Origin of the sequence: Streptomyces sp. G7(2002), assembly GCF_028870195.1 — a bacterium.
Lineage (GTDB): Bacteria > Actinomycetota > Actinomycetes > Streptomycetales > Streptomycetaceae > Streptomyces > Streptomyces nigrescens.
Genome location: NZ_CP102609.1, coordinates 2,206,163 through 2,224,964 on the forward strand (window position 1 = coordinate 2,206,163; position 18,802 = coordinate 2,224,964).

The following is an 18,802-nucleotide window of genomic DNA, read 5'->3' on the forward strand; positions in this document are numbered from 1 at the left end:
GGGATTGCTGCTCGTGACGCTCACCGCTACCGCCCCGTTCCAAGCCCCCGCCGTGCTTCCGTTCAAGATCACCGTCCGCCAACTGATCCACCAGCTCCAGACCGTCGACCCCGACCTGCCTGCCTACCTCGCCATCAACCCGGACTGGCCATACGCCCACTACATCGGCCGCATCGTCGAAGTCCCCGGCCCCAACGGCGCCGTGTACCTCGCCGAAAACGGCCAGGAGGGCGTACTCCCTCCCACGGTCCGCAGCGAGCTCGGCTGGGCGACCGTATGAACCACCGCGCCCCTGCGCGCCTCTTGGCGAAGGCGATCGGCCCGGCCCCGTACCTGGACCTCAGCAATCTTGTTCGCCGCCCCATGTCCACGTCGGCGCGCGGTGCTCTCTTGCGCTCCGTCCCCCCACGCCCCACCGAGCCGATCCGCGCCATGTGGGACACCGCCCGGGGCCCTGAGCCGCTCCAGCCCGGCGCGATCCTGCTGAGCTGGAAGCCCGGCCGTGACGGCGGCATGGACGTGACCGCGCGCCTCGGGCTGGCTGCGACCACTGTCGTACTCGCCACCTGGCCCAGCCTCAACGGTGACTGGACGCCCATCGTCCATCCCACGCTGTACGAGGTCACCGGTCTTCACGCTGCTCTGACAGTGGCCACTGACGCCCTCCACCTCGCCAACCACCTGGCTGCTTCCTGACGCCATCCATCCCAACCGCTGAGGGCTGCCCCACGTCGGGGCAGCCCTCAGTGGGCTCATGGTCTCTGGAGCATCCGCCCCTACTACTCCGACTGTTCTTTTTCGGCCAGTTCCTCGGGCGTGCCGACGAAGGCGCGACCGCAGTCTGGCGGGAGTCGTTCGACCACCATCGCGATGGCAGCCTCCGCGGTTGGGGCGGGGCCGACGCTCTGGGACCGTGAGGGGCCGCGGACGATGAAGCCGCCGCCCATCATCGGGGCGATGAACGGGATGTCCCAGGTCCAACGCGGCTCTGTGCACCGGCTGAAGTGCAGCTCGGCCATGCCGACCCAGGGGAACAGTTGCCGTAGTCGGGGCTCGGCGTAGGCGGCGCGTAGCAACTGGCCGTCCACGCGTTGGGTGGTAAGCAGCTTCTGCCATGCGGCTTCGATCATGTCTTCCTCTGGCACGCCCTCCGTCATGCCCCGCATTCTGCTCGACGTCGAAAGATTTCGGCCAGCTCGCGGTGGTAACTCTTGGCCCCGTCCCGGGCACGCCTCGGCTTCAGAGGGCGCACGTTTCGTGTCGTCCCGTGTGGGCAGGGCAGGCGGCCGACTCCGAGACGTCAGGCGGGTGTAGTGCCGCTGTCCCCGCGGCCGGGCCATACGCGGGCGCGGTCGAGAGCCTCACTCCGGACGGGGATCAGACAGATAGGTGCCGGCCAGTGTGCCGTCGTACCCCGCGGCCTGGGCTGCGTCCTCCAGGCTCGGGTAGTCCTGGCCGATGCCTTCGCCGACCATCGCCAGGTAGTCCGCGCGGGTCAGTTCGCGCTCGACCCACTGGTGTGCACAGCGGCAGCGGATGCTGACCTCGTTGCGGTCGCAGATGACCATCCAGTCGCGGCGGGCGCCGCACTGGGGGCACATGACGGTGATCCCGGTGATGACGATTTCCTCGGGGTGCGTGGTGGCGCGCAGACCGATGTTCCCGCCAGCAGGCTGTGCCTCCTGCTGGAGCCGCAGCAGCGGGTCATCGCCGGATGCCGTCTGGGGCAGCAGGGTTCTCGGGTCCTGAAGGTTCTCGCTGAGCATCCGCATCGTCTCCATGTCTCTCTTCAACCAGCCATAACCGGCATGGCTGCCGGTGTCCAGCCCTTTGCTCTGCTGGTCAACGCCTTGTCCCTCGGGCACGGGGAGCGCTGGGATTCGTTCGGGCCGTGGTGCCGGGTGTCTTGTGTTTCGGTGCCGGGGGTTGCTGCTGGGACGTTCGCGAGCTCGTCCGCGTGCGGGGCAAGTCGGTGGTGGCGGGCAGGTCCCCCACGCGTCGCAGTCGCCATACGAGGACGTCGGTGACGCTGTCGGCGGTGTCCAGTTCGCGCCATGCGATGGCCTGCTGGAGCAGGACGTCGGGGTTGTGTCCCGCTCGCTCGGCCTGGTCCAGGGTGGCGGCCAGTGCGTCCCAGCCGGGTTCACGCAAGACGTGGTCTGCGTGCCGGGGCAGTACGGCTTCAAGGGCCCCGACGTGTCGCTGGCGAACGGGTTCGGGGAGGCGGCGGCCGTGCTCACGCATGGCCGTCATGGGGATGGCGGCAGCGGTCCGGTAGGCGGCGCGCAGGTGCTGGGCAGCCTGTTGGGCTGCGGCGGCCTGTTGGGCGTGGCCACGGGCGGAGTGCCAGCGTGCGGCGGCGATGGTAACGAGGACCATCGTGGACAGAAGCATCGCAGTGGCGCCGCCGTCCTCGCCCTTACCGAGGGCATTGCCGGCGCGGACGATGCCGCGGGCGGCGGAGCGGATGGCTCGGTTGTCGGCGCGTTCGGCGCGGATGTGGGAACGGGTGGCGCGTTCGAAGGCGCGGGCGGCCTCGCCGAGTTCCTTGCGGGTCGAGGCCGGCGAGGTCTGGGCGACCGCGTCGAGCAGTTCTCCGACGCCGACCAGTTGTGCGGCGGCGTCAGCCTCGTCTTCTCCGCTCAGTGCCGAAGCCGCCCGCTCGGCGACAGGGGCTGCCTCACGCCGGGCGCGAGCCGGACGTGGGGCTCGTTCGCCGGAGCGATCTGCGGCGGAGGCGTCACTGTCGGGCAGTCCTGCGTCGAGGCGCTGGCGGATCTTGGGGAGAGAGAGGTCAGGGGCGAGCTTCGAACCGGGGAACCAGATCGGTTCGCCGTGACGGTTGCGGTCTCCGGGGAGGGCGACTTTGTAGCCGAGGATATCGCCGGAGGGGGCGAGGCGTTTTTCGACGCGGAGGCCGGCCTCGGCGAGGCGGCGGAAGAACTCCTCCTCACTCGCGACTCCGGCCAGGGCCTGGCGGACGCGCTCGCGCAGGGTCTCGCGGGGTGTCTCGGTGCGTCCGGCACGTTCGGCTTTTGAGCGTTCGGCACTGGTGGGCCGTTGGGCGGCGGTGCGGTCGCCTTCGTTGAGGATCTGCAGGCCCCATTCCTTCTCGATCTTGCGGCATTCGGCCTGGGCGCGGATGCCGTCCTCATGGCGACGGGGGCTGCGCCCGTCCTCGCGCTTGAGGGTGGCGACGATATGGATGTGGTCGTCGGCATGCCGTACGGCGATCCAGCGGCATGCCTTGTCGTCACCGTGTTCGGCGATGCCGGTGGCGTGGACGATGCGACGGGCGACTTCGGCCCATTCGGCGTCGGTGAGGTGGCGGTCGCCGGGTGCGGTGCGTACAGGGCAGTGCCATACGTGCCGGGCCGGTCGTCGGTGCTTGGGCAGGGCGAGGACGGGCAGGTCGAGTCGGTCGGTGAGCTGTTTGAGCGTGGCGGCCGGGTCGCGTCCGGGGTCGGGGGCGAGTTCCGGCATCCAGGCGGCGACCAGGTGCGGGTCAGTGTGCTCGTCGCGCCGACCGGGACCATAGAGGTAGTTGAGCAGTCCGTAGGTGCGGCTGCCGGTGGAGATGTCGGGCACCATCGTCAACGCAGCGCGATCTCGATGGCAGCGTCTTCAACGCGCACGGCGGCCCGCAGGACCCGGGCGACTGCCTCGTCCACGTGAGCGACGTGGCCGCCGGAGTTGAGGATGCGGGCGATCTGGTTGAGGTTGTTGCCGACGCGGGCGAGCTGGGCGCTGGCGGCCATGAGTTCTTCCACCCGACCGCGCTGATCCAACAGCCACGCCTTGGAACCGCCTTGGGCTTGGGCGACGACGACGGCGGCGTCGGCAAGGAAGCCGGCGGTCTTCAGGCCGGAGGCTTCGGCGGCGCGGGTGACGGTGTCGAGTTCGTCTCGGGTCAGGCGGACACTGCGGACTTGGTCGCGGTGCACGCTCTGGCGCAGGCGAGGACGCGTACGTGGTGCAGCGGGCGCGTTCGCTTCCCCCTCTGGCTGCGGTCCGCCCTCGGTCGCAGCCTCAGAGCCCGGCACCCCCTGGTGCCGGACCTCCCCCGTCCCTCCCGGGGCGGGGGCAAGCCCTTGCGAAACTCCTCCGCTGCCCGTGGCTGCGGAGGAGTTTCGGAAGGTACAGCTTGCTCGGCCTCGTGCCGGGCAGTGGTCCCGCTGCAGGTCAGGGGTGGCGCTGGACGGTTCGGAGGGGATCATCGGGGCGTCTCCACGGTGTGGCCGTGTACGTCGCGCAGGACCTCGGCGACGTAGTCGAGCGCGAGGACGGGGTGGTGCAGGGTTCGGGGTGTGCTTGCCCGGGTTCGCTGGACGGTCCAGCTGCCGTCGGGGCCGGGTTCGGCGCGGTGGAGGTGTCCATAGTCGCGCAGCACGGTGATCCAGGCGTCGGCCTCGGCGTGGGTGGCCGGGGTGGTGCGCATCGTGGTGCCTCCGCTGTGTGGAGAAGTTGACGATGGGGCGGGCGGGCCGGTGACCTGGCGTGTGGGTCGGGCGGGTCACCGGCCATGCTCCGTGTGTCCGGTCAGCTCGTCGTGGTGACCGGCTTCGTGGGGGCCTCGGTGCGGAGCCGGTGCATCAGGACAGTCAGCCGGTCGTTGCCGAGCGGGAGGTTCTGTCCGCGGATGGCGTCGGCGACTACCTGACGGGTGGTTTTGCCCGCCTCGGTGACCGCCTGGCGGGCGATCGGAAGGAGCTTCTCGGTCACCGGATCCGTGTCCGGTGTGTGGTTGTCCTCGGTCTCCGCGGTGGTGACCGGGGCAGTCTCCGGCTGGCTGGCACGAGGCGCGGCCGGATAGCGGCCGGTGACCGGGGCCGGTCTGCTGACCGGGTGTCCGCCCAGGTCAGCGGTTCGGTCGTCGTGCTCCGTCTCCGGGTCAGCCAGGCTCTCCTGTTGTCCGGACGCGTCTATTGCGGCACGCGTCTTGCGGATGTTCGGACCGGCGGTGACCGCTGGGCGGTTGGCCTCCGGTGTGGGCAGCTCGACCAGGTGTCCGGAGGTGACCGGCGCCTCCCGGGGCTTGTCCTGGCCGCCGGGAGTGTCCGGGAGGGCGGCGGTGACCCGGCCAGCTCGGGCACCGGCAGTGTCCGGGTCTCCGGGGACAGCGGGCTCGTCGGCTTGCCGGGCGATGAGGATGTAGAGGTGGACCGCTCCGGCCAGGGCGAGCGGGGCGAGGGTGGAAAGGATTCCGACGGTGATGTCGCCGAGCCGGAGTCCCTCGCCTTGTGGCTGCTGCTGGTTGAGGCGTACGGCGTGCAGGGCGTTGGCCCAGATGCTGGCGGCCGTCGCGGTGCCGAACAGTATCCAGACGTAGCTGCGGGCGGCGAGCGGAGCGGTGCGCAGGACCAGGAGGGCCCGGACTCCGTAGGCGATGAATCCGTCGATGACCAGGGGAAAGAGGTAGGTGAGGAGTCCGCGGATGTGGATGGCGGTGGCCATCTGCTGGAGGGCGTCGTAGGAAAGGGCGCAGCCGGCGCCGCCCAAGGCCACGATGGCCGCTCGGTCCCACCGAGTGATCCGCGTGGGTATCGCGGCGAGGGTGTTCACGCGGCCGTCCCGAGGTCATCACGGGAGGGCTTCGTCCTGCCCGCCTTGAGCACCGCAGGCTCGCTCGTCGGCTTCGGCTTCTTCTCGCCGTTGTGCGCCTGCTGCTTCTGATCGACTGCGCGGTCGCGGATCTGACGGCGGGTCTCGCGGTACCGCTTCTGGGCGTGCTCCTTCGTGATCTTGAGCATCCGGGCGAGTTGTTCTGCCGGGATGCCGTCCAGGTAGGCGGCGGAGACGACGGCGTCGCGCTCGGCATGCGTGAGGTGGACGTCCTGGCCGACCAGCACGGCGTTGACGCGGGCGTAGCTGAGTCGGCGCCGGAAGTTGCGATGCAGCGGGGCTCGTTCCTCGTCGGTCATGCCGCCCCGGATGCCGTCTTGGTCGCCGTTTTCGAGGGCGGCGTCGAGGCAGGTGTTCAAGACGGGGCACTGTTCGCACAGGGCCTTGGCGGCGCGGATGCGGTCCATCTCGTCCGGCTCGGGGAAGAAGTCGTCCGGATCGACTTGGTGGGGGGCTGTGGAGCGGCAGGCGGCTTCGTCGTACCAGGTCAGATCGCCGAGGGTGCGCGGCGTCTCGTTCTTGGTGTGGTGCATGGTGTGTCTCCGTTGCCCCGAGGCGCGTTCGGGCAGGCTGATGCGCCCTTGGGGGTTTGTCCGTGCGGGAGGCGACCGGCGGTCGCGAGAAGGCGGTTAGCGGGCGAGACGCGAAGCGGCTGTCAGAACGCTGAAGGCTGCTGGGCCGGTGTGTTCGGTGCGTGTCGACGGCACAGCAGTGGCAGCGGTGCTGCGGCGCTTGGCTGCGAGGGCGCGTCTGCGGTCGGGGCCGTCGAGAACGACCTTGTCGGTCATCTCGGTCAGACGGGAGGCGACGCGGTCGCCGATGTGCTGGCGCAGGTCGGCCATGCCGAGGTTGGTGGTCACCAAGGTCGGGAGCATCTGGTTGTAGCGGCGGTTGACCAGCCGCATCGTGATCTCCTCGGTCCACTCGCTGCTCTTGGCCGCCCCGAGGTCGTCGATGATCAGCAGAGGGCAGCGAGCCAGGTCCAGCAGCTCCCGTTCGCCGTCGTGGCCCGCCCGAGGCCGCAGCTCCGCGTAGAGGTCGGCTGCGGTGATCGCCTTCCACCGCAGCCTGACCCCGGCCAGCAGCAGGGACCGGACCGCGCCGTATGCCTGGTGGGTCTTGCCCGTGCCGGTGGTGCCGACGATCAGCAGCGAGCGGCCCCGGGCGATGCCCGGTGCCCCCTTGGGCCCGGGGCGTCCCATCTGGGCCACCTCGCAGACCCAGTCGGCAACCGCGGGGTGGTCGGCAACGGCGTCCTGGTAGCGGGCCGGGATGCGGGCCTGCGCCGCCTGCAGGGCGGGGACCGGCTCCGCGGGGTCGGTGAGCGGAGTGTTGGGGTCGATGCCCCGGGAGGTGAGGATGTGGGCCAGGCGACGGGCGATGCCGCCGACGGGCTGGGCGTCGTGGTCGCGCATCACAGCTCCTCGGCGTAGGCGGCGGCTGGGTCAGCGGGATTGGCCCAGGCCCGGTGACCGGGCAGGTTAGGCCGCGATTCCGGCCGCACCAACCCGGCCGGCGAGGCGTTCATGGCCTCGTTGACCATGCTGGTCAGCACGCTGGGGTGCTTGGGGTTGGCGGCGAAGCGCCGCAGCCCGCCACGGATGTGCTCAGGGGCGATGCCCTCGTCCAGGAGTTTCTTGGCAATGCGGCCGAGGTGGCCGATCACGTCACCCGGCGGGCGCTGGTTGCAGGCGGCGACGTATTCACCGACGAGATCCTTAGCAGATGGGCTGGGTGTGGGCGCCGTGCGCCCCGAAGGATTAGAAGATCCAGGATCCAAGATCCTAGATCCAGGCACCGAACCCTCGGGGAGGCTTCGGGGAGACTTCGGGGTAGCCTCCCCGACTCGCTTCTGACCTGCGGTTTTCTTCGCGGTTCGCTTGGAGGTGTCGAGGGTGCCGTCGAGCGTCGCCTGCCCACCGTTCGCGCTCGTGGACAGGTCGGATGGAGGCGTCACTGGGGTCTTTGATGGCCGCTCGACGGCTCGGGGAGCCTTCGCCGAAGCCTCCGGGAGTCGTCGCGGAGTATTCGTCGAGGTCTCGTGGGGCACGCTGCAGGTGCCGTCGCAGGCCCCGCAGCGCTCCGTGCTGTGGTGGTCCGGGCAGGCCGGGATGCGGGTCTGCGACCTCTTATCGATCTTCTGGTGGTCGAACCAGGTGACGATGTGCAGGTATCGGCGGCCGTCGCAGCCGGTGTACCGGCAGATCAGCCCGGCGTCGGCCAGCTGTTGCAGGTCGTCCTCGACGTGGACCGGAGTGTGCTCGGCGCGCAGGGGCCAGAGGAGCCCGGCGACGATGGCCGGGTTGTCGCGGAAACGACCGTGATCGTCGGCCTGGGTGAGGAGGCCGAAGAACGTCCGCTCGGCGTGGACGCTCACCTCCGCGAGCGACTCGCTGGTGAAGGCTTCGGGCTTGATAGTGCGGATCCTGGCCACGGTTAGCACCCCTTGCCAGTGGCAGCGCACGCCTCGGCGGCGGGCCGCAGGCTCCCGGTGGTCAGGCTGAGGTCGTATGCCTCGCCCCCCATCAGCTCAGCGTTGGCGCGGATCACCCAGTGGGCGAGCGTCACGCGCTGGGCTCGGTTGAGGGCTATGGGCTCCCCCTGGCCGTCGTACGCGCGGGCGCAGGAACTCGACCAGCTCTGGCCAGGCTGTCGCCGCGAAACGCGGAGGGCGGAAGCTCCAGGCACCATTTTCGCAAACAGGCGGGCCAGGCGCTGCTGGCGAGCGCTGGTGAGAGGCGCATCATGGACCACCCCCCAACGTTGCTGGAGCCGTCCCGGGGAGCAGGAAGTGCGGAAGGCTGCCATGCCGGCCGGGCGCTCCGGCCTTTTGCGCAGGGCAAGCGACATGCAACACTCTCCTTCGTAGTGAACCCGCACCGGTGTGCCTCGTGGAAAAGGGCCAGTGCGGCGATGGGTGAATCTCCAGCCCTTGCCGGGGCAGGAGTGCCATTTGGCGTCCGGCGTCTGGGAGTTACCGCTCTCAGGCGCCGTCGCTGTCTTACGGGCTGACGGAACCGCCCCGATCATGTGCCCCGCATATGTTTCCTACCTGCTGTCTGTCGCTGAGCGGGGTGCCCGGCGAGGGACGACGAACATACGCAAGGACGGCCTCAAGATCCAGACTTAGCTACAGGGCTCGCTGCAACTCGCAGTGGAGGCGACGGCCGACTGCAGATGCGGGGCGTGGAGAGTTCGAGTTGGACTGCGGACTCCGAAATTGATCTCCACGTGACCTCCTGTGTCTGATGCCGCAACGCTCTGTCGAATCGGCTGGTCGTAAGGATTTAAGCCAAGACCGAGAAGCTCCGTCAAAGCAGACCGTATGCCCGTTTTAGCTGCATAGGTCGCGAGCTTACGGACGGTCCACCTGGGTGACCCCTAGCGCACAACTCCCTTGCAGGTTAGGGGATATGCGGAATTCTGGCGGAGCAGAAGAGGTGACTGCACCGCCGGTCTAGACCAACACTGAAGGGCAGCAGCGAAAATCGGCAAACATTTGCCGGTTTCACAGATCAGACGTAAGCGCGAGGGTGGGATGTCCGGTTCACTGGCGATCGAGAGCGCGATCACTGGGAGCCTTAATTTAATACTTGACAGTCACATTCTCGCGAGTATGTGGCTGCCGCCACACGTGGTCAAGATCGTTCAAATACCGCGTATGGTTTTAGCGGGGAGACGTTAAGGGCGGGGGACGGCGGCTGCGCTGTCCCTTTTTTTGCATGCCCAAAAGCGAGTGTCTCCTGTCACGCCAACGCAATGACAGGGAGAGGCTGATGGCCGCGAGGCGGCGGGCCGAAAGTGACGACACGGCTGCCAAGAAGGGCATATCTGCGGCGCCCGTCGGAGTAGCCGGGCAATACATGGGTTTCGGCGGGATGTTGAAGCGGTGGCGGAAGGCCGCCGGCGTCAACCAGATCGTCCTAGCGCGTGCCCTGGGAATCGGTGAGCGCACGTACCGCAACATCGAGCGCGGCGCGACCCCGCGGTTCTCGCAGCCCCAGTGCGATGCCCTGGCAGACCTGCTGAAGCTGGACGCCGACGAACGCCACGCCCTACTGCTCTACAACGTCGGCACCTACCTGCGAGCCTCGACAGCTGACGGTCGGCCCGAGCTCGGGCCGGCCCTGAGGCTGCTCATCGACCGCCAGATGCCCTCGCCGACCTACCTGTCCGACCGCAACTGGAACATCCTCGCCTACAACAAGGCCATGGCCGAGCTGTGGCCGTGGGTCATGGAGCCGCGCGCCAACATCATCAGGTGGGCGCTGACCACTCCGGAAGGGCGTGCCACCTACCACGACTGGCACAAGCACGCCGCGGTTTTCGTCCGGATGCTGCGCTTCGCGCTGACCACCCACGGCGGTGACACTGATCTTCAGGAACTGATCGCGGACGTTAAGAAGAATCCCGAGATCCAGAAGATCTGGGACGCGGACGCCGACCTCGTCGAGCATCGCGATGGCCACGTGTTCCTCGCCAGCGTCCCCACCCTCGGCTGGAAGACGATCGAGATCGTCAGCCACGTGGCATACCCGGCGATCATGCCGGACTGCCGCTTCGTTGTGATGACCTGGGTGGAAGCGGAACCGGATGCCCAACGGGATGCGCTGGGCGGCCCACGCAACGCATGGGCAGAGGAAACACACAACACGGCTCATGAACGCAGCCGTGCCCAAGCACGCATCGCGGAAGCCGATCGCCTCCGCGACATGGACCTCCACACTGCGCGTCTGGTGGTCGAAAGCGCAGAGAAGGCCGCGGCCAAGGCCGGCAAGGACGGAATTTCCCTGCCCGCGCTCAGCCGCCTCATGGGGCCAGCCTCCCAGCTGACTCTGTCGCCATCGACTCGCAATGTGGTCTGGGCAGTTGAGGAAGCACCCGGTGAATGGGGCGTCTCGCAAGTATCGCCCTCCACACTGATCGCCCGCGTTCCGCCCGCCGCAATACACGGTGACGCACGAGCCGAGTTGAAGAGCCTCACGCGGATCGCCTTGCCGGCTGCCCCCGAGGCTGCCGCGGACCGAGTCCAACAGCTCCTCTACGAACTCGACCAGCAGCAAAGTCTCTTGCGCGAAATCCAGCGGGACCTGGACGGGCACAGTCCAGCGCTGCGTACTCCCCGAGGCATAGCCCGCGAAGTGCAAGCCGAACTCGTCTCGTGATTCCCAGGCAAAGGCCGGGTAGGGAAAGGCGTGCTGGTCTGCACCGATTCGCCTGCCCTGATGCTCTATGGCCAGCTCTTCCATTCTGAAGTCTGAAGAAAGATCCAATCCCGTGCACCAGTACACCTATGCCTGCCCGCTGCGCTGGAGCGACGCCGATGCCTACGGTCACGTCAACAACGCGCAATTCCTCCGCTACATGGAGGAAGCCCGCACGCGTATGTTCCAAGAAGTCGTCGCCACGAACGAAGAAGGGCGCCGCTCAAACGCCTTCGTCGTGAGCCAAACCATCATCGACTACCGCGCCCCACTGTTCTACGGGCCCGAACCCGTCGATGTGCACGTCTGGGTCACCAAGGCATCCGCCGCCACCTTTGAACTCGCCTACGCGATCAAGGATGCCGAGCAACTGTATGTCGAAGCCACCACCAAGATTGTCGCCTATAACCTCGACACGGGGTCTCCGCGGCGCCTCTCTGAGACGGAACGGGCTTTCGTCGCTCGCTATACCAAGCACTGAGCCGGTCGACCTGAGCGGCTGACGCAACGTCCGCCCCAGAATTCCGCGATCCGCCGCCGTCAGCGGCCCACCCCCGCCCGATGCGGTCAGGCCCGAGCGAGCCACCGGCGGCGCTCCGCGTCGGTGACGATGCGGTGGTGGTGGTCGCGTTCCAGTTGGGCGAGGTGGGTGTAGTGCTCGACGACGTCGGTGCCGAGGGCTTCGCGCACGGTGGGGCTGTGCCGGAAGGCGATCATTGCCTGGTGCAGGGTCCTTGGTAGAGGTGTGGTTCCTTCGCGGTAGGCGTTGCTGGTCTCAGCGGGGCCGGGCTTGAGGCCATGCTCGATTCCGTGGTTGATCGCTGCGACGGCTGCGGTCAGTGCGAGGTAGGGGTTGGCGTCCGCCCCTGGGACGCGGACTTCCAGTCGTCGGCCTTCGCCGTGGCCGACGACGCGGATGGCGCAGGTGCGGTTGTCGTAGCCCCAGCTGGCCGTGGTGGGCGCGAAAGAGCCGGGCGCGTATCGCTTGTAGGAGTTGATGTTCGGTGCGTAGAGCACGCCCATCTGCGGGAGGGCATCGAGGAGCCCGGCGATGGCGTGCTGGGCCAGTGTGGACAGGGCGTCGCCGGAGTCGCTGATCACGCTGGTGCCGTCTTTCCACAGCGAGATGTGCAGATGGAGTCCGCTGCCGACACCGGTCTCCGGCGCTGCCATGAAGGTGGGAGCCAGGCCGGCTCGGCTGCCGATGGCGCGCACGGCGTGCTTGAAGGCCAGATGTCCGTCGCAGGAGGCCAGAGCCTCCCCGTAGGGGAAGGTGACCTCTACTTGGCCGGGTGCGCCCTCCGCCTTGACCGCTTCCACGGGAAGGCCGGCGCCGGCGAGCGCGGCTTGTAGTCGGCGGAGGAACCGGTCTGCGGCCGGGGAGTGGTCCAGGGAGTAGTCGAGGTTCTCGGCGGTCAGGGGCCGCAGCTCCTGGTAGGCGCGTTCGGCGGCCTGTTCGTAGGTGCCCTGGTAGAGCACGAACTCGGTTTCCAGGCCCGCTTTGACGTGCAGCCCGTGGCGCGCCAGGCGGGTCAGCTGGCGACGCAGCATCTGGCGCGGGGCCACTTCGACTGGGGCGGCGTTGTGGTCGACGACGTCGCCGAGGACCAAGGCGCTCTTCGGCATCCACGGCGTGAGGCGCAGCGTCTCGATCGCCGGGGTGACCCTCAGGTCCTGGTAGCCGGTGGCCCACGAGGTGAGTGCGAAGCCGTCCGCGGGGGTCATGTCGACGTCGGTGGCCAGCACGTAGGCGCACATGTCGGCGCTGCCGGTGGCGAGGCGGTCGAGGAAGTGCTGCGCGCCGTAGCGTTTGCCCTTCAGTCGGCCTTGCAGGTCCGGGACGGCCAGCAGCACGGTGTCGACCCGCCCCGCGGCAACGTGCTCGCGCAACTGGTCGAGCGTGAGCTGGCTGGCGGGCCCATCGCTCTCCCGTTGCCCAGGGGCCGTGGGGAGCGGACCGGATCGGTTGCCGGAGTCGGCAGGGGGCGGGGTCATACGATCTCCTGGTCGAAGCGGTCCATGGAGCGGTCAACGTGGTGGGCCGGTACGTCGTAGGTGCGTTCTCCCGCGACACGCCACCAGAGCCAGGCCAGCAACAGCACTGCGATCAGTGCGACCGGGGCGTAGTTGAAGGACTCGACGGTTACCGGGGCCGCCTGCGGCAGGCAGAACAGCACGGTCACGAACGCCACCCACGCGACGGCGATACAGCCGATCGACACACCCCACCGGCCCAGGTTCCACGGCCCGGGTGCAAAGCGGTTGCGGTGCTTGATCCGCAGGTAGATGGGGATGGCGTAGGCGGGGGTGATGCCGATGACGTTGATGCTGGTGATCGCCGCGTAAGCCGTCGGGCTGTACAGGCTCGGCACGGCGAGCAGCGCGGCGACGCCGACGGCCAGCCAGACGGCGTTCCGCGGGGTGCCGGTGCGCGAGTGCACCCGCCGCCACAGGCCCGATCCCGGCAGTGCGCCGTCCCGGCTGAAGGCGAACACCATCCGGGACGCCGCGGCTGTCTCGGCGTTTCCGCAGAAGAGCTGGGCGACGATGACCACCAGCAGCAGCGCCTTGGCCCCTGCCGGCCCGAGCGCGTCCAGGAAGATCTGGGCGGGCGGAACCCCGGTCGCTGTGGCCTGCGTTGCTGCGTAGTCCTGGATGGCGAAGGTCAGCCCGGCCAGTAGGACGAAGCCGGCAACCCACGACCAACCGATCGCCCGGATGATGCCGCGTGAGGCGGACACCTGGGCGTTGGTGGTCTCCTCCGACAGGTGAGCGGAGGCGTCGTAACCGCTGAAGGTGTACTGGGCGAGCAGCAGGCCGACCAGCACGACGTACAGCGAGGAAGACCAGCCGGTGTCGTTGACGAATTTGCCGAAGACGAAGCTCGCGTCCTGGTGGTGTGCGGGCACGATGGCCAGAGCGCCGACGATCACGGCAACTCCGGCGAGGTGCCACCAGACGCTGATGCTGTTGAGGATGCTGACCAGGCGGACGCCGAACAGGTTCAGTCCGGCATGCAGGGCGAGGATGGCTAGGTAGATCACCATGGTCTTGCCCTCGGTCGGCTCGAAGCCGAACTGGAGGTTCAAGAAGGCGCCGGCGAACAGCGCGGCCCCGTAGTCGATGCCGGCAATCGCGCCCAGCAAGCCGAGGAGGTTGAGCCAGCCGGTGTACCAGCCGTATTTGCGGCCGCCGAGCTGCTCGGCCTGGAAGTACAGAGCCCCGGATGTCGGGTAGGCGGAGGTCACTTCCGCGAGACCGCCACCAACGAACATCACCATCACGCCGACCGCGAGCCAGCCCCACATCATGACGGCCGGGCCGCCCGTGGTCAGGCCGAAGCCGTACAGGGTCATGCACCCGGACAGAACTGAGATCACGGAGAAGCTGATGGCGAAGTTGCCGAAGGACCCCATCCGGCGCGTCAGCACGGGTTCATAGCCGAGTTCACGCAAGTAGGCATCGTCAGAACGGACACGAGCGGTGTGACGGGGTGGTCCTGAGCGGAACACGAAACCTCCAGGGGTAAGGGACGAAGTCGAGGCGAGATAAGCAGGTTCATGCCAATCGGCTGGTGTGCCCAGCAGGGCTCTGGCGCGGGGAAGCGGGAGGGACATGGCTGTTCGCGTAGGCCAACGACTCCCTACGAGCCCGGAGCATCAATTCCTGACCGCCGTGGGGTCCAGGTGGCCGTTCTTCGAGCGAAGCCCACGGCTCGCGTGTCGCGTAGGGCTCCATCGCGGTGAACACCGCGGCCGCCTCCAGGTACTGGTGACCGGCCCACAGCGCGTAGGCCAGGTAGTTCAGGTCGGTCAGAGACCGCATAGCGGGATCGGCCTTCTTGAACCAGCCGTGGAAGGCGTCGAGGGAGTACGAGTGCATGGGCTCCTCGGCCCACTGTCGCCGCCACAGGGGATGAACCCTTCCGTCGGCTCTCTGTAGGCGGCACTGCTCGATTTGGGCGTAGGCGGGCAGGAGAAGCATGGGTGTTCCGGCCGGTGCCCAGGACGCCACCCAGCGCCCGAAGTCGAAGACGGAGGCGAGCTGCGCGGAGGGCGGAGCGTTGCGGGAGAGCAGGAATTGCAGGACCCGGTGGTACGCCTCGCGGTTGTAGGGATCGCGTCGGACCACCTCGTCCAGCAGCTGCCACGGTCCTGGCGGCAGCATCGGTTCTGCCGACCGCACGCGGTGTTCGGGCCGGCGTTGGTTCCTGTCGACCTGAGCTAGGGCCAGCAGGCACACCCAGGGGACCGGATCCTGCGGAGCGCGCTGCGCAGCCATCTGCGCCGCATGCCGGGCCCGCGTCTCGAATTCGGCGACACCGGTGTGTTGTTGGCGGTGGGCACGCAGGGCTCTCTCCACGAACACCCGAGCGCGCATCACCTGCGGGTCGTAGGCGTCCGGCTCCTCGGCCAGCCACACGTCTACGACGTCGGCGCCCGCGGCGGCGACTGCAAGGACCTGCGTGCGCGAGGTTCTGAGCCCACGCGAGCTGGTGGCGAGCAGCAGATTCCGAGCGGCTCTCCACCGGCCTGCTTGGAGTTCGACCATGGCCACGCGAAGGTCGTCGTCACCGCCGGCCGGGTGATACACCGGGCGCATCAGGTCGTCTCGCATGCGGCTGAGGCGTTGGGGCCTGCGGGTGGCTTGACCTGATGTCCGACCGAGGTGCACATCGCGGGGCCGGGGACTGTGTTCGTCAGGGGCGTCATGAGTCCTCGCAAGGGTGGGGCTGAGTGAGGCCGCTGGGTACGCCTCGGGGCGTGCGCGCCCGGTGTATCCCTGCGGCGCCGGCCAACCCGGTACATCCGGGCGGTCGGCCTAGAGACGGAGGCTGCTGATCGCCGTGATCACAGCCTGGGCGAACTGGCTGATGCTGGGAGCGAGCGAGGTTCCCTGAAGATAGAAGCCCAGCAAGATGGCTGCCACGGCGTGGCCGATTTTCAGCCCGGCCTTGCGGACGAGCAGACACACGATCACGGTCAAAGCAACGACCAGGGAAAGGTGAAGTGTCACGGCGCTGTACCCTCTTGGGCGTCATGCCACCGCCAGGTCCGGCGAAAGGGCTTCGAGCCGGAGCGCAGCGTCAACCAGAGCAACATGGCTGAACGCTTGCGGGAAGTTGCCCACCTGCCGCTGGGCCTTGGGGTCCCACTCCTCCGCGAGCAGGCCCAGATCGTTGCGGAGCGAGAGCAGCTTCTCGAAGAGCTTGCGGGCCTCGTCCACCCGGCCGATCATCGCGAGATCGTCCGCGAGCCAGAACGAGCAGGCCAGGAAGGCACCTTCCTCCCCTTCCAGACCGTCCACCCCGAGGTCATCCGCACCGGACGTCGGGTAGCGCAGCACGAAGCCGTCCTCGGTGGACAGCTCCCGCTGGATCGCCTCGATGGTGCCGATGACGCGCTTGTCGTCCGGCGGCAGGAATCCCATCTGCGGGATCAGCAGCAGCGAGGCGTCCAGCTCCTGCGAGCCGTAGGACTGGGTGAAGGTGTTGCGTTCCTTGTCGTAGCCGTTCTCGCAGACGTCCCGGTGGATCGTCTCGCGCAGGTCCTTCCAGCGCTCCAGCGGTCCGTCGACATCCCCGGACTCGATCAGCTTGACCGTGCGGTCGACCGCGACCCAGGTCATGACCTTGGAGTGCACGAAGTGCCGGCGCGGGCCGCGGACCTCCCAGATGCCCTCGTCCGGCTCGTCCCAGTGCTTCTCCACCCACTGGATCAGCTTGAGCTGAAGCAGCGAGGCGTAGTCGTTACGGGCCAGCCCCGTCATGTGCGCCAGGTGCAGCGCCTCGGTGACCTCGCCGTAGACATCGAGCTGGAGCTGTCCCGCGGCGCCGTTGCCGACCCGTACGGGACGGGAGTCCTCGTACCCGGGAAGCCAGTGGAGCTCGTTCTCGCCGAGTTCCCGCTCGCCGGCGATGCCGTACATGATCTGGAGGTTGTCCGGGTCGCCGGCCACCGCCCGCAGCAGCCACTCCCGCCAGGCCCGCGCCTCCTCGCGGTAGCCGGTGCGCAGCAGGGAGGACAGGGTGATCGCCGCGTCCCGCAGCCAGGTGAAGCGGTAGTCCCAGTTACGGACCCCGCCCAGGCACTCCGGCAGCGAGGTCGTCGGCGCCGCCACGATCCCGCCGGTCGGCGCGTAGGTCAGCGCCTTCAGCGTGATCAGCGAGCGCACCACCGCATCCCGGTAGGGGCCGTGGTACGTGCAGTGCTCGACCCACTCGCGCCAGAACTCCTCGGTGGCCTCCAGCGACCCCTCCGGGTCGGCGACGGCCGGCGGCTGCTTGTGCGAGGGCTCCCAGCTGATCGTGAACGCGATCCGCTCACCTGGGGAAACGGTGAAGTCGGAGAAGGTCGTCAGGTCCTTGCCGTAGGTCTCCGCCTCGGTGTCCAGCCACACCGAATCGGGCCCGGCCACCGCCACCGTACGGTCGTCGATCTTGTGCACCCACGGCACGACCCAGCCGTAGGAGAACCGCATCCGCAGCTCCGAACGCATCGGGACCCGCCCGCTGACGCCCTCCACGATGCGGATCACCTGCGGCGCACCATCACGGGGCGGCATGAAGTCGACCACGCGGACCGTGCCGCGCGGGGTGTCCCACTCCGACTCCAGCACCAGAGAGTCCCCGACATAGCGCCGGCGATCCGCCTGCGCGGCCCGGCCGACGTGCTCAGGCCGGATTTGCCAGAACCCGTGCTCCTCCGTGCCCAGCAACCCTGCAAACACCGCCGGGGAGTCAAAGCGCGGCAGGCACGCCCAGTCGATTGAGCCGTTCCTGCCGACGAGGGCGGCCGTCTGTGTGTCGCCTATCAGCCCGTAGTCCTCGATGAGGCCGGCCATGGATGTCTCCGATCTTCGTACGGGCCGGCCTGGTGCAAGCCAGGCGGCGGTGCAGGAGGTGCGGGAGCTTCATGCCTGCTGGATGGATTTGGTGCGGGAGCAACCTGCGCCGACCTGCGGGAGAGAGAGGTGGGATCCGGGGTAACCGTCGGAGAGTTCGACGGCCCCGGTCTGTGCCGCGCGGGCTGTGAGGCAGGCGTGCACGCGCCGGGTGTCCTGCGGCGAGAGGAACGTACTGACTGCGGCCGGAGGGATGAACTTCCGTACCGAGGGGCCGCGCTGTGGACACAGAACGCTGTCGATGCGGAGGCAGCCGGGCGTCTCCGCTCCGTAGAAGTAGTGCACCTGAACGGGGCGAGAGGAGAAGCGGCACCAGTCGATGGCGAGCAGCTGGTCGAGCGCCATCGACTGGCCGAGCCCTCGGAGCGCGTAGCGCTCCGCGATCTCTCGTGGCGTTTCGCCGACGCCGGTATCAGCCGCGCCACCCGGAAGGCGCCACGCTTCGGTGGCGTTGTCTCGAACGATGAGGAGCCGATCCTGCCGGTCCGTGATCACAGCGCTGCTCTCGACCAGCACGGCAGGCTGGCGAATTGCCGGAGCCGCTGTGGCTCTCTTCCTCCGTGCCGGCCGGGCGGAGGACCGGTTGTTGGACGGTATGGCTCCGGTGCCGAGGTGGGCGACGGTATCTGCCGCGAGGGCTTTGAGCCCGGCGGCGGCTCTCGCCCGGGATCGTGGTGGCAGGAGGGGCAGGGCGTTGGCGGTGGACAGGAGCCGGACGGTGTCGCCGGTGTTGTGGAGTCTGAGGGTGCGGGTCTGCCGTCGGGTCAGTGGGCCGGCGGCGAAGATGTGGGTGATGACGGACCTGTTGGGATGCTCGACCCTGTCGATGCCAACCAACTGTCCAGTCGGCAGGGTGAGGCCAAGCAGGTCGCGAACTACCCGCTCGGCCGCCGCTTCAGGCGTCTCGTGGCGGTGCGTGAGGCTGCCCGGGAGTTCGATATAGCCACGGCGGTTGGGATCGGTGACGATCAAGAGGTCGGGTGCGGCGACGACGAGGACTGCTACAGAGACCATCGGCTGTCGGTCCGTCGGTATTTCGGACTGCTGGTCCGCGGGCATGCGCCATCGGGGGC

19 protein-coding genes are annotated in these 18,802 nt (G+C 68.3%); 4 read left to right on the forward strand and 15 right to left on the reverse strand.

Annotated features, from left to right (window positions below):
- Positions 1-13 precede the first annotated feature (13 nt).
- Together NUT86_RS08865 and NUT86_RS08870 are read left to right on the forward strand one after the other, a co-directional pair.
- Positions 14-280 carry a hypothetical protein gene (locus NUT86_RS08865; protein ID WP_274734613.1) on the forward strand — a complete coding sequence of 89 codons (267 nt, stop codon included), beginning with the start codon at positions 14-16 and terminating at the stop codon, positions 278-280.
- 110 nt (positions 281-390) lie between these two features.
- On the forward strand, positions 391-696 hold the full coding sequence (locus NUT86_RS08870; RefSeq protein ID WP_274734615.1) for an esterase: 306 nt from the start codon (positions 391-393) through the stop codon (positions 694-696).
- Positions 697-779: 83 nt separating this feature from the next.
- Here NUT86_RS08870 and NUT86_RS08875 read toward each other — a convergent pair whose 3' ends face one another.
- From NUT86_RS08875 to NUT86_RS08915, 9 genes are all read right to left on the reverse strand, one after another.
- Entirely contained in the window at positions 780-1,157 is a 378-nt protein-coding gene (locus tag NUT86_RS08875; RefSeq protein ID WP_274734616.1) for a DUF6193 family natural product biosynthesis protein, read from the reverse strand.
- Between the two features lie 204 nt (positions 1,158-1,361).
- Positions 1,362-1,781, reverse strand: a complete 420-nt coding sequence (locus NUT86_RS08880; RefSeq protein WP_274734617.1) for a hypothetical protein — start codon at positions 1,779-1,781, stop codon at positions 1,362-1,364.
- 61 nt (positions 1,782-1,842) lie between these two features.
- The gene (locus NUT86_RS08885) at positions 1,843-3,591 is read right to left on the reverse strand and encodes a relaxase/mobilization nuclease domain-containing protein (protein ID WP_274740422.1); all 1,749 of its coding nucleotides are present in this window, start codon (positions 3,589-3,591) and stop codon (positions 1,843-1,845) included.
- 2 nt (positions 3,592-3,593) lie between these two features.
- Positions 3,594-3,944, reverse strand: a complete 351-nt coding sequence (locus tag NUT86_RS08890; RefSeq protein WP_274734618.1) for a plasmid mobilization protein — start codon at positions 3,942-3,944, stop codon at positions 3,594-3,596.
- A gap of 269 nt (positions 3,945-4,213) precedes the next feature.
- Positions 4,214-4,438 carry a hypothetical protein gene (locus NUT86_RS08895; protein ID WP_274734619.1) on the reverse strand — a complete coding sequence of 75 codons (225 nt, stop codon included), beginning with the start codon at positions 4,436-4,438 and terminating at the stop codon, positions 4,214-4,216.
- A 101-nt stretch (positions 4,439-4,539) separates the two neighbouring features.
- Entirely contained in the window at positions 4,540-5,562 is a 1,023-nt protein-coding gene (locus NUT86_RS08900; protein WP_274734621.1) for a DUF2637 domain-containing protein, read from the reverse strand.
- A complete protein-coding gene (locus NUT86_RS08905) occupies positions 5,559-6,155 on the reverse strand; it encodes a WhiB family transcriptional regulator (RefSeq protein WP_274734622.1) in 597 nt (198 codons plus the stop codon). The genes NUT86_RS08900 and NUT86_RS08905 overlap by 4 nt, the downstream gene beginning before the upstream one ends.
- Positions 6,156-6,251: 96 nt before the next feature.
- Entirely contained in the window at positions 6,252-7,037 is a 786-nt protein-coding gene (locus tag NUT86_RS08910) for an ATP-binding protein (protein ID WP_274734624.1), read from the reverse strand.
- The gene (locus NUT86_RS08915) at positions 7,037-8,056 is read right to left on the reverse strand and encodes a hypothetical protein (RefSeq protein ID WP_274734626.1); all 1,020 of its coding nucleotides are present in this window, start codon (positions 8,054-8,056) and stop codon (positions 7,037-7,039) included. Before NUT86_RS08915 ends, NUT86_RS08910 begins: the two co-directional genes overlap by 1 nt.
- Positions 8,057-9,344: 1,288 nt before the next feature.
- Between NUT86_RS08915 and NUT86_RS08920 the strand changes: the two genes are divergently transcribed.
- Both NUT86_RS08920 and NUT86_RS08925 read left to right on the forward strand, forming a co-directional pair.
- Positions 9,345-10,787, forward strand: a complete 1,443-nt coding sequence (locus NUT86_RS08920; protein ID WP_274734628.1) for a helix-turn-helix transcriptional regulator — start codon at positions 9,345-9,347, stop codon at positions 10,785-10,787.
- A gap of 112 nt (positions 10,788-10,899) precedes the next feature.
- A complete protein-coding gene (locus NUT86_RS08925) occupies positions 10,900-11,307 on the forward strand; it encodes an acyl-CoA thioesterase (RefSeq protein ID WP_274734630.1) in 408 nt (135 codons plus the stop codon).
- An 86-nt stretch (positions 11,308-11,393) separates the two neighbouring features.
- Here NUT86_RS08925 and NUT86_RS08930 read toward each other — a convergent pair whose 3' ends face one another.
- The 6 genes from NUT86_RS08930 to NUT86_RS08955 all read right to left on the reverse strand — a co-directional run bounded on the left by NUT86_RS08930 (position 11,394) and on the right by NUT86_RS08955 (position 18,788).
- A complete protein-coding gene (locus NUT86_RS08930) occupies positions 11,394-12,821 on the reverse strand; it encodes a glutamine synthetase family protein (protein ID WP_274734632.1) in 1,428 nt (475 codons plus the stop codon).
- The gene (locus NUT86_RS08935) at positions 12,818-14,443 is read right to left on the reverse strand and encodes an amino acid permease (protein WP_446750755.1); all 1,626 of its coding nucleotides are present in this window, start codon (positions 14,441-14,443) and stop codon (positions 12,818-12,820) included. Before NUT86_RS08935 ends, NUT86_RS08930 begins: the two co-directional genes overlap by 4 nt.
- Positions 14,385-15,443: a hypothetical protein gene (locus tag NUT86_RS08940; RefSeq protein ID WP_274734635.1), complete on the reverse strand. Its 1,059-nt coding sequence runs from the start codon at positions 15,441-15,443 to the stop codon at positions 14,385-14,387. Before NUT86_RS08940 ends, NUT86_RS08935 begins: the two co-directional genes overlap by 59 nt.
- A 204-nt stretch (positions 15,444-15,647) precedes the next feature.
- Entirely contained in the window at positions 15,648-15,842 is a 195-nt protein-coding gene (locus NUT86_RS08945; protein ID WP_274734637.1) for a hypothetical protein, read from the reverse strand.
- 21 nt (positions 15,843-15,863) lie between these two features.
- The gene (locus tag NUT86_RS08950) at positions 15,864-17,669 is read right to left on the reverse strand and encodes a glycoside hydrolase family 15 protein (RefSeq protein WP_274734639.1); all 1,806 of its coding nucleotides are present in this window, start codon (positions 17,667-17,669) and stop codon (positions 15,864-15,866) included.
- A gap of 69 nt (positions 17,670-17,738) precedes the next feature.
- The gene (locus NUT86_RS08955; protein ID WP_274734641.1) at positions 17,739-18,788 is read right to left on the reverse strand and encodes a hypothetical protein; all 1,050 of its coding nucleotides are present in this window, start codon (positions 18,786-18,788) and stop codon (positions 17,739-17,741) included.
- Positions 18,789-18,802 lie beyond the last annotated feature (14 nt).

Coding starts and splice junctions, on each gene's coding strand:
- NUT86_RS08875 (WP_274734616.1), bottom strand. CDS start 1,157: ATGACGGAGGGCGTGCCAGAGGAAGACATGATCGAAGCCGCATGGCAG.
- NUT86_RS08880 (WP_274734617.1), bottom strand. CDS start 1,781: ATGGAGACGATGCGGATGCTCAGCGAGAACCTTCAGGACCCGAGAACC.
- NUT86_RS08885 (WP_274740422.1), bottom strand. CDS start 3,591: ATGGTGCCCGACATCTCCACCGGCAGCCGCACCTACGGACTGCTCAAC.
- NUT86_RS08895 (WP_274734619.1), bottom strand. CDS start 4,438: ATGCGCACCACCCCGGCCACCCACGCCGAGGCCGACGCCTGGATCACC.
- NUT86_RS08905 (WP_274734622.1), bottom strand. CDS start 6,155: ATGCACCACACCAAGAACGAGACGCCGCGCACCCTCGGCGATCTGACC.
- NUT86_RS08910 (WP_274734624.1), bottom strand. CDS start 7,037: ATGCGCGACCACGACGCCCAGCCCGTCGGCGGCATCGCCCGTCGCCTG.
- NUT86_RS08920 (WP_274734628.1), top strand. CDS start 9,345: ATGCCCAAAAGCGAGTGTCTCCTGTCACGCCAACGCAATGACAGGGAG.
- NUT86_RS08930 (WP_274734632.1), bottom strand. CDS start 12,821: ATGACCCCGCCCCCTGCCGACTCCGGCAACCGATCCGGTCCGCTCCCC.
- NUT86_RS08935 (WP_446750755.1), bottom strand. CDS start 14,443: ATGTCCCTCCCGCTTCCCCGCGCCAGAGCCCTGCTGGGCACACCAGCC.
- NUT86_RS08940 (WP_274734635.1), bottom strand. CDS start 15,443: ATGCGAGACGACCTGATGCGCCCGGTGTATCACCCGGCCGGCGGTGAC.
- NUT86_RS08950 (WP_274734639.1), bottom strand. CDS start 17,669: ATGGCCGGCCTCATCGAGGACTACGGGCTGATAGGCGACACACAGACG.
- NUT86_RS08955 (WP_274734641.1), bottom strand. CDS start 18,788: ATGCCCGCGGACCAGCAGTCCGAAATACCGACGGACCGACAGCCGATG.